9 protein-coding genes are annotated in these 13023 nt (G+C 63.7%); all 9 read right to left on the bottom strand.

Annotation, left to right across the window (positions count from 1 at the left end):
- Nucleotides 1-50 precede the first annotated feature (50 nt).
- Nucleotides 51-4718 (bottom strand): glutamate synthase-related protein, encoded by a 4668-nt coding sequence (locus tag RN01_RS27260; RefSeq protein ID WP_223277360.1) that lies wholly within the window; start codon nt 4716-4718, stop codon nt 51-53.
- 366 nt (nt 4719-5084) lie between these two features.
- The gene (locus RN01_RS27265; protein WP_017513334.1) at nt 5085-5828 is read right to left on the bottom strand and encodes a transposase; all 744 of its coding nucleotides are present in this window, start codon (nt 5826-5828) and stop codon (nt 5085-5087) included.
- 86 nt (nt 5829-5914) lie between these two features.
- On the bottom strand, nt 5915-7063 hold the full coding sequence (locus RN01_RS27270) for a deoxyguanosinetriphosphate triphosphohydrolase (RefSeq protein WP_008643017.1): 1149 nt from the start codon (nt 7061-7063) through the stop codon (nt 5915-5917).
- Nucleotides 7064-7116: 53 nt separating this feature from the next.
- On the bottom strand, nt 7117-8223 hold the full coding sequence (gene aroB, locus RN01_RS27275) for a 3-dehydroquinate synthase (protein ID WP_017513335.1): 1107 nt from the start codon (nt 8221-8223) through the stop codon (nt 7117-7119).
- Complete coding sequence (locus RN01_RS27280; RefSeq protein ID WP_051068992.1) at nt 8220-8780, bottom strand: shikimate kinase; 561 nt, start codon at nt 8778-8780, stop codon at nt 8220-8222. Before RN01_RS27280 ends, aroB begins: the two co-directional genes overlap by 4 nt.
- 258 nt (nt 8781-9038) lie before the next feature.
- The gene (pilQ, locus tag RN01_RS27285) at nt 9039-11171 is read right to left on the bottom strand and encodes a type IV pilus secretin PilQ (RefSeq protein ID WP_017513337.1); all 2133 of its coding nucleotides are present in this window, start codon (nt 11169-11171) and stop codon (nt 9039-9041) included.
- Nucleotides 11168-11680: a pilus assembly protein PilP gene (locus RN01_RS27290; protein WP_008643012.1), complete on the bottom strand. Its 513-nt coding sequence runs from the start codon at nt 11678-11680 to the stop codon at nt 11168-11170. The genes pilQ and RN01_RS27290 overlap by 4 nt, the downstream gene beginning before the upstream one ends.
- Nucleotides 11681-11703: 23 nt before the next feature.
- Nucleotides 11704-12375: a type 4a pilus biogenesis protein PilO gene (locus RN01_RS27295; protein WP_008643011.1), complete on the bottom strand. Its 672-nt coding sequence runs from the start codon at nt 12373-12375 to the stop codon at nt 11704-11706.
- A 2-nt stretch (nt 12376-12377) separates the two neighbouring features.
- Nucleotides 12378-13022: a PilN domain-containing protein gene (locus RN01_RS27300; protein WP_024570325.1), complete on the bottom strand. Its 645-nt coding sequence runs from the start codon at nt 13020-13022 to the stop codon at nt 12378-12380.
- Nucleotide 13023: the final 1 nt, after the last annotated feature.

Genomic DNA, 13023 nt, shown 5'->3' on the forward strand with positions numbered 1-13023 from the left:
CTTGTCGGCGCCGCGAACCTGGCCGCGGCGCCATCTCGTGGGGCTACCGATCAGGCGGCCACTGCCTCGCGATCGTTGTCGCGCGCGGCCTGTTCCTTCGCGTACATCTCGCCCAGCGCGCGCTTGTACTCGGTCGGGAAGACCTTGACGAACTTGCGGCGTGCCGTGGTCCAGTCCGCCAGCAGCGCCTTGGCGCGCTCCGAACCGGTGTAGCGGAAGTGCTGCTCGATCAGGTTACGCAGGATGACTTCATCGGCCGTACGCTCGCCACCGAACTTGTGCCACTGCGCCTTGGGCTGGCCCTTCTCCTGGTCGGCCGAAGCCAGCACCGCCTCGAGCGCCACCATCGACGTGTTGCAGCGCTTGTCGAACAGGCCATCCTCGTCGTAGACGTAGGCCACGCCACCGGACATGCCGGCTGCGAAGTTACGGCCCGTGCCACCCAGCACCACGACGGTACCGCCGGTCATGTATTCGCAACCGTGGTCGCCCGTGCCTTCCACGACAGCCGTGGCACCCGAGTTACGCACCGCGAAGCGCTCGCCGCCCACGCCGTTGAAAAAGGCTTCGCCAGCGATGGCGCCGTACAGCACCGTGTTGCCGACGATGATGTTGCGGGTCGGATCGCCGCGGAACTCGTGCGGAGCGCGCACGATCACGCGGCCGCCCGACAGACCCTTGCCCACGTAGTCGTTGGCGTCACCCACCAGATCCATCGTGATGCCATGCGCCAGGAACGCGGCAAACGACTGGCCGGCGGTGCCCTGGAACTGGATGTGGATGGTGTCGTCGTCCAGACCTTCGTGGCCGTGCTGCTTGGCGATCACGCCGGACAGCATCGCGCCAACGGTACGGTTCACGTTCTTCACCGGCTGGATGAACGACACGCGTTCGCCCTTGTCGATGGCCGGACGCGCCTTGGCGATCAGCACGTGGTCGAGCGCCTTGCCGGCTTCCGCCGACAGGCCGTGATCCTGCACGTCGGTGTGGTAGCGCGGCACGTCGGCCGGGAACGGCGGCTGGTAGAAGATACGGCCGAAGTCCAGGCCACGCGCCTTCCAGTGTTCGATACCGGTGCGCATGTCGAGCAGGTCGGCGCGGCCGATCAGCTCGTCGAACGTGCGGATACCCAGTTGCGCCATGATCTCGCGTGCCTCTTCCGCAACGAAGAAGAAGAAGTTCACAACGTGCTCGGGCTTGCCCTGGAATTTCTTGCGCAGCGCCGGATCTTGCGTGGCCACGCCCACCGGGCAGGTGTTCAGATGGCACTTGCGCATCATGATGCAGCCTTCGGCAACCAGCGGCGCGGTAGCAAAACCGAACTCGTCGGCGCCCAGCAGCGCGCCGATCACGACGTCGCGGCCGGTCTTCATCTGACCGTCGGCTTGCACGCGGATACGGTTGCGCAGGCCGTTCAGCATCAGCGTTTGCTGCGTCTCGGCCAGACCCAGTTCCCACGGCGTGCCGGCGTGCTTGATCGACGACAGCGGCGATGCGCCGGTGCCGCCGTCATGGCCGGCGATCACCACGTGATCGGCCTTGGCCTTGGCCACGCCAGCCGCCACGGTACCCACGCCCACTTCGGACACGAGCTTGACCGAGATGTCCGACACCGGGTTCACGTTCTTCAGGTCGTGGATCAGCTGTGCCAGATCCTCGATCGAGTAGATGTCGTGGTGCGGCGGCGGCGAGATCAGACCCACGCCCGGCACCGAGTAACGCAGCTTGCCGATGTAGTCCGAAACCTTGTGGCCGGGCAACTGACCGCCTTCGCCCGGCTTGGCGCCCTGGGCCATCTTGATCTGGATCTGGTCGGCCGATGCCAGGTATTCGGCAGTCACGCCGAAACGGCCCGAGGCCACCTGCTTGATCTTCGAGCGCAGCGAATCGCCCGCCTTCAGTTCCAGGTCGCGTTCGATCACGCCATCGCCCAGCAGGCCCTTGAGCGTGTCGCCCTGCTTGATGGGGATACCGCGCAGTTCGTTGCGATAGCGCTTCTCGTCCTCGCCGCCTTCGCCGGTGTTCGACTTGCCGCCGATGCGGTTCATCGCCACGGCCAGCGTGGTGTGGGCTTCGGTCGAGATCGAACCCAGCGACATGGCGCCGCTGGCGAAACGCTTGACGATGTCCTTGGCCGATTCCACTTCTTCCAGCGGAATGGCGCGGGCCGGATCGACCTTGAACTCGAACAGGCCGCGCAGCGTCATGTGACGGCGGCTCTGGTCGTTGATGATGTTCGCGTATTCCTTGTACGTCTGGTACTGGCCCTTGCCATCGTCGGCGCGCACCGAGTGCTGCAGCTTGGCGATCGAGTCCGGGGTCCACATGTGTTCTTCACCGCGGATACGGAATGCGTATTCGCCGCCGGCTTCGAGCATGTTTTCCAGCACGGGGCTGCTGCCAAACGCGTCGCGATGCAGACGCAGCGCTTCCTCAGCCACCTCGAAGATGCCGATGCCCTCGACGTTCGACGGCGTACCATGGAAGTACTTCTGCACCAGTTCGCGCGACAGGCCGATGGCTTCGAAGATCTGGGCGCCCGTGTACGACATGTACGTGGAGATGCCCATCTTCGACATCACCTTGTGCAGGCCCTTGCCGATCGCCTTGACGAAGTTCTTGACAGCCTTTTCCGGCGACAGGTCACCCGACAGGCCCGAGGCCATGTCGGCCAGCGTTTCCATCGCCAGGTACGGGTGCACGGCTTCTGCGCCATAGCCGGCCAGCAGCGCGAAGTGGTGCACTTCGCGGGCCGAACCCGTTTCCACGACCAGGCCGGCCGACGTGCGCAGGCCCTTCTCGACCAGGTGGTGGTGGATGGCCGACGTGGCCAGCAGCGCGGGAATGGCCACCTGGCCATCATCCACGCGACGGTCCGTCACGATCAGGATGTTGTAGCCCGAACGCACCGCGTCCACGGCTTCCGCGCACAGCGACGCCAGGCGGGCCTCGATGCCTTCCTTGCCCCACGCCACCGGGTAGCAGATGTTCAGTTCGTACGAACGGAACTTGCCGCCGGTGTAGTGCTCGATGTTGCGGATCTTGGCGATGTCCTTGAAGTCCAGTACGGGCTGGGACACTTCGAGGCGCATCGGCGGGTTGATGTTGTTCAGCTCCAGCAGGTTCGGCTTCGGACCGATGAACGACACCAGCGACATCACCATGTTCTCGCGGATCGGGTCGATCGGCGGGTTGGTCACCTGGGCGAACAGCTGCTTGAAGTAGTTGTAGAGCGTCTTGTTCTTCGACGACAGCACAGCCAGCGGCGAGTCATTGCCCATCGAGCCCGTGGCTTCCTCACCGGCCAGGGCCATCGGGGCCATCAGGAACTTGACGTCTTCCTGCGTGTAGCCGAATGCCTGCTGGCGGTCGAGCAGACGCGCCACCGGCTTTTTCTCGGCGGCTACGTCCTCGGCCTTGGCCTCGAGCTCGTCGAGCTTGATGCGCACGGCGTCGATCCAGCTCTTGTACGGCTTGGCGTTGGCCAGGTTGTCCTTGAGTTCCTTGTCGTCGATGATGCGACCCTGCTCCATGTCGATCAGGAACATCTTGCCCGGCTGCAGACGCCACTTCTGGACGATGCGCGACTCGGGGAACGGCAGCACGCCGGCTTCCGACGCCAGCACGACGAAATCGTCTTCGGTCACGTAGAAGCGGGCCGGGCGCAGACCGTTACGGTCCAGCGTCGCGCCGATCTGGCGGCCGTCGGTGAAGCAGATCGCGGCCGGGCCGTCCCACGGCTCCATCATCGCGGCGTGGTACTCGTAGAAGGCACGACGGTTGTCGTCCATCAGCGTGTGCTGTTCCCAAGCTTCCGGGATCATCATCATCATCGCGTGGACGAGCGGGTAGCCGGCCATTGTCAACAGTTCGAGGCAGTTGTCGAACGATGCCGTATCCGATTGACCCGGGTAGATCAGCGGCCAGAGCTTGGGCAGATCATCGCCGAGCACCGGCGACGAGATCGCGCCGGTACGCGCGTTCACCCAGTTCACGTTGCCCTTCACCGTGTTGATTTCGCCGTTGTGGGCGACCATGCGGTACGGGTGAGCCAGCTCCCAGGCCGGGAACGTATTGGTCGAGAAACGCTGGTGGACCAGGGCCAGGGCCGACACGGCGCGGGCGTCCAGCAGGTCCAGGTAGTACTCGCCCACCTGGTTGGCCAGCAGCAGGCCCTTGTACACGACGGTACGCGCCGACATCGACGGCACGAAGTATTCCTTGCCGTGCTTGAGCTTGAGCGCCTGGATGGCGTGGCTGGCGGTCTTGCGGATGACGTAGAGCTTACGTTCCAGCGCGTCCGTGGTCATGATGTCGCGGCCACGACCGATAAAGATCTGGCGGATCACCGGCTCGGTCTTGCGCACGGTCGGGGACATCGGCATGTTCGCGTCCACCGGCACATCACGCCAACCCAGCACGACCTGGCCTTCCAGGCGCACGGTGCGTTCGAGTTCCTGCTCGCAGGCCAGGCGCGAAGCGTGTTCCTTAGGCAGGAAGATCATGCCCACGCCATATTCGCCGGCGGGCGGCAGGGTCACGCCCTGCTTGGCCATTTCCTCGCGGTAGAACTGATCCGGGATCTGGATCAGGATACCGGCGCCATCGCCCATCAGCGCGTCGGCGCCCACGGCACCCCGGTGGTCCAGGTTCTCGAGGATCTTCAGACCCTGCGAGATGATCTCGTGGGATTTCTTGCCCTTGATGTGAGCCACCATGCCGACGCCGCAGGCATCGTGCTCGTTGGACGGGTCATACAGGCCCTGAGCCTGCGGGCGGGCGGCGAGTTCGGAGGATTGTTGCGAGTGGTCCACGGGCTGAATTCCGGTGAAGGCTGCGCAGCCAGCAAGGCAGACCGAACGGAATGGCTGTGTACGTGCTTCTTCGAGCGACGATGTCAGACAGCGGGACCGCAGCGGCGTACACGAGCGTGACGCGCCGCACAATGACTGTGGGTGGAGCAACTATAAAAGAATCGTCCGAGCTCTTGCAAAAAAATTAAATGGGGTCAGAACACATTAAATTTCTCACCATCTCGGCGCACAATTTAATTGGGGACACATTATTTATGACGCACAAATGCATCATGTTGGTGCGCTGTCAAAATCCTCTGTATCGCCCGTATGCTCGCTCTCGGATTCGGTGGATTTCCGGGGGCGTCCTTTCGGCAGCGGATGAATGCGTCGCGTGGCATGACGCTCGAGCTGCGCCAGGAAAGCATCGTCGCCTAACGGCCAGCCACTGTGCGCATGTTTCTGCAACGTCGCCAGCGTTTTGCCGGACAGCCCTTCCAGCGCCAGCGCACGGTAATTGGACTGCCGCTCGAATGGCGTATTGCCAAGCTCCCAGTAAATAGAGTGATCACTCACAAGCGGGCTCGCCTCGATACCGATGTGATGACGATAGCTGCTCCAGCGATCCGCCTCCAATGTTGCGGTATCGCCCGCGCGCATGGCGTTGGACTCTACGTAGAGCATGGCCGGCAGCAGCCAGGCGCCTGGCTCGATCACGGCCGAACGGAAGCGCCCTTCCCAAAGGGTGCCGGTACGGCTGGCCGCTCGGTTGAAATGGCGCGCGTAGCGACGGCCGACGGCCTGCATCGTCAGGCTCAGCGAGTCAGCGCCCTTGGGCGTGGCAACCAGGTGAATATGGTTCGGACGCAGAACGTAGGCGTGGACCGCGACGTCATGCTCGCGCGCGGCCATGCGCAGGCAGTCGAGGTAATGCAGATAGTCGTCCGGGCCCAGAAACACGGGCTGACGATTGTTGCCGCGTTGCAACACGAGGGCCGGCAGGCCGGCGGGAGAGAAGCGGGGAAGACGAGCCATCGAACATCCTGCTGAAACGATGGCGCAATGATACGCTGATCTGTCCCCGTTTATTGATGGGCGCTAATTGCCCACCCGCTGCCTGCCTAGTTGCTCTCGCTGACGGCGAAAATCCGCCGGTGCTCGCGGATGGCGTACCGGTCAGTCATGCCCGCGATGTAATGCGCGATCAGGCGCGGCTGGTCCGCCCCGTGGCCTGCCTGATATTGCGGTGGCAACAGGCGGGAATCCTGCATAAAGGCCGTGAACAGGTCCGAGATGATCCGTTGGGCCTTGGCCGACATCCGCATCACCAGATAGTGGCGGTACAGGTGCCGGAACAGGAAGCGCTTGAGGGCTGCGGCTTCCTCGTGCACCTTGGGACTGAAGGACACCAGCGGGCCAGCCGCGCGCACCGCATCGATCGACTTTGGATTGGCGGTGGCAATGTTGCGACTGGTGGTCTCGATCAGGTCGACGATCAGCGTATTGATCATGCGCCGAACGGTCTCGTTGATTGCCCGGCGCCCATTGATCTCCGGGAACGCCTCGGCCACTTCGGCACGGTGGCGACCCCACATGGGCACTTCGTCGAGCTGCTCCAGGGTCAGCAACCCCGATCGCAGGCCATCGTCGATATCGTGATTGTTGTAGGCGATCTCATCGGCCAGGTTGGCCAGTTGGGCCTCGAGCGACGGCTGCGTGCCCTGCAGGAAGCGGCGTCCCAGCTCGCCGAGCCCCGCCGCGTTGACACGCGAGCAGTGCTTGAGAATCCCTTCGCGCGTCTCGAAGGTCAGGTTCAGGCCATTGAAGCCGCCGTAGCGCTCTTCCAGTTCGTCCACCACCAGCAGGCTTTGCAGGTTGTGCTCGAATCCGCCGTGGTTCTTCATACAGCCATTCAGCGCGTCCTGCCCGGCATGGCCGAACGGTGTGTGGCCGAGATCGTGGGCCAGCGAGATCGCCTCGACCAGATCCTCGTTGAGGCGCAGGTTGCGCGCGATCGACCGCGCGATCTGCGCGACTTCCAGGCTATGGGTCAGCCGCGTCCGAAACAGATCGCCCTCGTGATTCACGAAAACCTGGGTCTTGTACTCGAGCCGCCGGAACGCGGTACTGTGGATCACACGGTCGCGGTCGCGCTGGAACTCGCTGCGGGAGGACGAGGCCGGCTCCGCGTGCACCCGTCCGCGGGTCTGCGCGGAGTGGGCGGCGTACGGAGCAAGGTGGGCTTCAAGGTCGGTCGACAGGGCGGTCATGCGGCAATCCGTTATCCGTTACAGGGTCAGGGCTGCGAGGCATAACCGTTCGCTCAGGCGACCGGGGCCTCGGTGGGAGGTTTCAATACCGCGTGACGCAGCGTCTCGCGCAGGTCCGCGTCCGGCACGGTGGTGATGAAGGCAGAACCCAGCTTGCGCAGCAGGATGAACTTGATGCTGCCCGCTTCGGCCTTCTTGTCCACCTTCATCAACTCGATATAGCGATCGATACCCAGATCCGGCGCCACCACCGGCAGCATCGCCGCCTGCGTCAGCGTGCGAATGCGGGCGCGCGTCTCGACGTCGATAAAGCCGAGCCGGTGCGAGAGGTCCGCAGCCATCACCATGCCACAGCCCACGGCCTCGCCATGCAGCCATTCGCCATAGCCCATGCCGGCTTCGATCGCGTGACCAAACGTATGGCCGAAATTGAGAATCGCGCGCAAGCCGCCTTCGCGTTCGTCCTGGGCCACCACGGACGCCTTGATCTCGCAGGAGCGTCGCACCGCTTCGGTCATCAGGCCGGTGTCGCAGGCGTTCAGCCCGGCGATATGGTCCTCGATCCAGGCGAAGTAGTCGGCGTCGGCGATTGCCCCATGCTTGATGACCTCGGCCATGCCCGCCGCCAGTTCGCGCGGGGGCAACGTGCGCAGCGTGTCGATGTCGGCGATCACCGCGTTGGGCTGGTGGAACGCGCCGATCATGTTCTTGCCGAGCGGATGATTGATGCCGGTCTTGCCGCCCACCGACGAATCGACTTGCGCCAGCAGCGTGGTCGGCATCTGCACGAACGGCACGCCGCGCATGTAGCAGGCGGCGGCAAACCCGGTCATGTCTCCCACCACCCCGCCGCCCAGCGCGATCAGCGTGGTCTTGCGGTCGGCCCCTGCCTGGAGCAGCGCATCGAAAATCAGGTTCAGCGTTTCCCAGTGCTTGAAGCGCTCGCCGTCTGGCAGCACCACGGTGCGCACGGTCTTGCCAAGGCCGGCAAGCACAGCTTCGACGCGCGCCGCGTACAGCGGACCCACGGTCTCGTTGGTGACAATGACGGCGTGCTGGCCGCGCACATGCGGGGCCAGCAGGTCGGCGCGGTCCAGCAGGCCGCTACCAATGTGGATCGGGTAACTACGCGTCCCGAGATCGACTTCAAGCGTGATCATGAATGGGTGTCCTGCGCCGGCGGCCCGTCATCCTCGGCGGATTCAGGCACGATTTCCGCGGGCGGAAACACGAAGCCGGCCATTTCAAGTTGCATAAGAACCATATTAGCAAGCTGCGCCACGGTCGGCTTGCCGGTTTCGATAATGAAGTCCGCCACCTCGCGATAGAGCGGATCGCGCTCGGCATAGAGTGCCTCGAGGCGGCCCTTCGGATCCTCCGTCTGCAGGAGCGGTCGGTTACGGTCATGCCGCGTGCGCAGCCACAGATCGTGCGGGCTGGCGCGCAGATAGACCACGGTGCCATTGGCCTTCAGCGCCGCGCGGTTGACCTCGCGGAGCACCGCGCCGCCGCCCGTGGCCAACACGATGCCACTGCGCCCGGTCAGCTCGGCAATCACCTGGGCCTCGCGATCGCGGAACCCCGCTTCGCCCTCATGCTCGAAAATTATCGGGATTCGCACCCCGCAGCGCGCCTCAAGTTCATGATCGGAATCGAAGAACGGATAGTTGAGACGACGGGCCACGGTGCGGCCGACGGTGGTCTTGCCGGCGCCCATCAGGCCAACAAAGAAGATATTCGGGCGATTGGCTGTCACTGGACTGAGGTCTTGCACAATAAGGCGGCGGGCACCCGCGTCAGGCCGGGAACCCGCAAGGGGCGTGATGCATACGCCATTGTGCATCATCCCGCCGCGCTGGTCCTGGCCGACCCTCAGAGCCGCCAACGTTGCCGCCAAATAGAAAAAGGCCGCGTCGTTTTGCGACGCGGCCTGCCAGTCTACTGCATCCGGGCCCCCTGCTGCACCCGGCCGGCGTTATTTGAGCGACACGTTATCGTTCAGGACACGCGGCGTCAGGAACACCAGCAGTTCGGTCCGGTTGTTGACCTTGGCGTTGTTCTTGAAGAAGTTGCCAAGCACCGGGAGGTCGCCCAGCCAAGGTACCTTGTTCACGGTATTGGACTCTTCCTGGCTATAGATACCGCCGATCACGACCGTGCCGCCGTTCTCCACCAGCACCTGCGTCTGCACGTGCTTGGTGTCGATGGCGAAACCGTTGTCCGTTCGGATACCGACGCTGTCCTTGTTCACGTCGACGTCCAGCAGCACATTGCCTTCCGGCGTGATCTGCGGCGTGACTTCAAGCTTCAGGTTGGCCTTGCGGAACTGCACCGAGGTCGCGCCGCTTGAGGTGGCCGACTGGTACGGCAGTTCGGTACCCTGCTCGATCAGTGCCTTGATGTTGTTGGCCGTCACGACGCGCGGGCTCGAGATGATCTTGCCCTTGCCGTCGGCTTCCAGTGCAGACAGTTCCAGATCCAGGAATCGGCCCGCGGCGGCGTTGAAGATACTGAATGCCGCCGTAGCCGGGTTCACGCTGTTGATGGCTGCCGCCGGCAGGCTCAGTGCCGGGGTACCGTCGTTCGTGGCATTCGGCAGCGAGTTACCGTAGTTGCTGCTCAGCGAGCTGCCGGACTTCGGCAACGCAAAGCCGAGCTTCACACCGAGGTTCCGGCTGAAGGTATCGCTAGCCTCGACGATGCGTGCCTCGATGATCACCTGCCGAACCGGGATATCGATCTTCTGCAGGAAGATCTGCACTTCCTCCAGCTTGCTCGATACATCGGACACGAACAGCTGGTTCGTGCGGGGATCCGCTGTCAGCGAACCGCGCTTGGACAGCATCCGCGTCGCGCCCATCATGCCTGCCGCGCCACCAACCGGCACCGGCATCGCACCTGCCGCCCCGGCAGTGCCTGTAACCATGCCGAGCAGCATCTTGCGAACGTCGTCGGCACGCTGGTAGTTGAGCTGGAACACCTGGCTGCGGATCGGTTCGAGTTCGTTGATCTGCTGCATCGCCTCGAGTTCGAGCTTCTCCTTGGTCGCCAATTCCGCCTTGGGCGCCACCCACAGCACATTGCCGTTGCGGCGCGAGGCCAGGCCCTTCGAATCCATCACGATCTGCAGCGCCTGGTCCCAGGGCACATCCTTCAGGCGCAGCGTCAGGTTGCCCTGGACCGTGTCGCTCGTGATGATGTTCAGATTCGTGAAGTCCGCGAACACCTGCAGCAGCGAGCGAATGTCGATGTTCTGGAAGTTCAGGGACAGCCGCTCGCCGCGGAAGCCTTGGCCCGCGATCAGCTTGTTCGGGTCATCCTTGACCTGCCGCACCTCCACTACGAACTGGTTGTCCGTCTGGTACGAGCTGTACTCCCAGTTGCCACGCGGCTCGATCGTCAGTTTCGCGCTGCCGTTGGCATCGCTCGCGCGCATGCTCTGGATTGGCGTGCCGAAATCGGTCACATCAAAGCGGCGGCGCAGATCCGCCGGCACCGACGTGCCCATGAAGTCGACCACGAGGTTCTGGCCCTGCTGCGCGATGTTGATGCCTGAATCACGCGACGAGAGATCCACCACCACACGCCCGGCGCCATCGCCCCCGCGACGGAAATCGATGTTCCGAATCGACGGACGATTCGCTGCCATCGCCGATGTCTGCACCGTCGCCGCCGGTGCGAACGTCGGCACCGCGCCGGTTGCGGCCTGCTGGACGTTGTCCAGCATCACCACGAACTGGTTGCCGCGCACCTCGGTGCGGTATGTTGTCGACCGGCTCAGGTTCAGCACCACGCGTGTGCGGTCCCCGATCTGCATCACGTTGGCGCTCTTGAGCACCTTGCCGCCGTACTCGTACTGGGCGCGCCCCGCCGCGAAGCCCGTGTCGAAGAAGTCGATTGCGATCTTCGCCGGATTCTGCGTGGTGAAGTCCGCTGGTTTCTGCGCCAATGGTCCCTGCAGATCGACCGTAAATACGGTCTGCTCGCCAAGCACGTTGGCTTCCATCTGCTTGACCTGGTTGTTCTGCGCCAGCGCCGCCGGAGAGGCGAGCACCAGCACCATCGTTGCCGCGCCCGCGAGCGCCTTGACCCATCGTGCCGTGATCATGCCGATGCCTCCAGCTTCAGGCTGGTCATTTTCTCTTTCCACTCTGAGACCCCTTCCCGGACCAATTCGCGCAGCACGATCTCCTGATCGGTGATGCGGACCACCCGGCCATAGTTCTGGCCGAGATACTGACCCACCTTTACGTGATGGATCTTGTTATCTACGCGTACGACACCGTAGGTCTCGCCGTTTTTCTTCAGCATCCCGAGCATCTTGAAGTTCTCCAACGGATAGTCTTCAAGGGGCTCGTGCCGCCGTCCGGCCTCCGGCGACTCCGACATCGCCTTGTTCAACTCGCCGATCTTCGTCTGCGCGAAGGGCTCGGGAGATTTGGTGCCCGCATACTGGCGCGGCTCATAGGGCTTGACCTCGGGCAACGGTTCAGGCGGCGGCACCTTTGCAGCGCGCGTCTGCGCCATCCATTGCTGGAGGTGTTCATCCTCGCCGGCACCGCAGCCGGCCAGGGCGACAACGGCCAATGCCGCAACCGCCACTGCGCGCAGGGCCATGGGAGGGCGTCGGGTCAGGCGGCTCACTTGGCACCTCCCTTGGCCTTCTTCGCGGCGTCCGCGGCTGCCTTGCGCTGCGCAGCCTGCTCGTCGGGATCCAATGCACGGTAGGCCATGGCGACGGCTTCCATTGATAGCGTGCCGTCCTTGCTCACCGACATGTTCAGGTTCCCCATCGAAACAATCCGCGAGAGTGCCGCCACGTCGGCGTTAAAGAGCGCGACATCGTGGTAGCGGCCCGTCACTTTCAGGTTGACCGGGATTTCGGCGTAGTACGCCTTGATCGTGGCTGGCTGAGGCTTGAACAGTTCGAACTGCAGTCCGCGCGCCACGCCTGCGTGGTTCACATCGGCCAGCAGCGCATCCATCTCGGTGCTGTTCGGCAGTTGGTGCTCGGCAAGCGCCACGCGCTTTTCGACCTCGGCCTTCTGCGCGACCAGCGCGTCGAGGTTCGCAACCTGCGCCACCTTGGTCTGGAACTGCTGCTTCAGCGTTTCCTGCTCGGCGCGCTTGCGGTCCAGATCGTCGCTCTTGTCGCTCCAGTAGAACTGCCAGCCGAGCGCCAGCACGATGGCGGCGGCAAGCGCGGAGAAGGCCACGCGCGGCGCCGTCGGCCAGGTCTCCGGCTCGTTCAGGTTCAGGCCACGGAACTGCGCGGTCAGGTCCTGCAGGGAAATTTCGGTATTGAGCGCCATGATCAGACCTTTCGACCAGCGGGCATGCCCGCGGCGTCGGAGGCGCCCTTTTTCTTGTCGCCCGGGACGTCCGGTGCGCGATAGGAAAAGCGCATCGAGAACTCGAACAACCGGCGCTGTTCGCGCAGGTTGTTGGTCATGGTGATGGCCTTGGACTCCACCAGATCCGCCTGGTCGAGCCAGGTCACCTGGCTGATGTTGCGCAACAGCTCGGACACCCGTTCGTTGGACTGCGCCACGCCGGACATCACGAACTTGTCACCGGTCTGCTTGAGGCTGGACAGGTAGACGCCTTCCGGCACCTGACGCACAAGTTCCTCGAGCAGTTGCACCGGCAGGTTTCGCTGCGCCTGCAGGCTCTCGATCGCACGTTGGCGATCCAGCAGTGCCTCGATGTCCTTCTTCAGCGAGTTGACCCTGCTGATCGTCGCATCCATGCTGGCGTTTTCCGTCTTCAGCACCTGATTGCGTGCCGCGACGGCATCGATCTGCGAGTCGATATAGAAACCGCCGATCAGAACCACGAGCGCCCCCGCGCCCGCTGCTCCGCCCAGCATCGTGTAGACCTTCTTCCGCCGGGCCGCCTTGCGCGCCTCGTGATACGGCAGCAGGTTGACCGACGGAATGGAATTCGTCGTCGTGGACATG

Source organism: Cupriavidus sp. SHE (genome assembly GCF_000812445.1).
Taxonomy (GTDB): Bacteria; Pseudomonadota; Gammaproteobacteria; order Burkholderiales; family Burkholderiaceae; genus Cupriavidus; species Cupriavidus metallidurans.

Coding starts and splice junctions, on each gene's coding strand:
- RN01_RS27260 (WP_223277360.1), bottom strand. CDS start 4,718: ATGGTGGCTCACATCAAGGGCAAGAAATCCCACGAGATCATCTCGCAG.
- RN01_RS27265 (WP_017513334.1), bottom strand. CDS start 5,828: ATGGCTCGTCTTCCCCGCTTCTCTCCCGCCGGCCTGCCGGCCCTCGTG.
- RN01_RS27270 (WP_008643017.1), bottom strand. CDS start 7,063: ATGACCGCCCTGTCGACCGACCTTGAAGCCCACCTTGCTCCGTACGCC.
- aroB (WP_017513335.1), bottom strand. CDS start 8,223: ATGATCACGCTTGAAGTCGATCTCGGGACGCGTAGTTACCCGATCCAC.
- RN01_RS27280 (WP_051068992.1), bottom strand. CDS start 8,780: ATGGGCGCCGGCAAGACCACCGTCGGCCGCACCGTGGCCCGTCGTCTC.
- pilQ (WP_017513337.1), bottom strand. CDS start 11,171: ATGATCACGGCACGATGGGTCAAGGCGCTCGCGGGCGCGGCAACGATG.
- RN01_RS27290 (WP_008643012.1), bottom strand. CDS start 11,680: ATGGCCCTGCGCGCAGTGGCGGTTGCGGCATTGGCCGTTGTCGCCCTG.
- RN01_RS27295 (WP_008643011.1), bottom strand. CDS start 12,375: ATGGCGCTCAATACCGAAATTTCCCTGCAGGACCTGACCGCGCAGTTC.
- RN01_RS27300 (WP_024570325.1), bottom strand. CDS start 13,022: ATGTCCACGACGACGAATTCCATTCCGTCGGTCAACCTGCTGCCGTAT.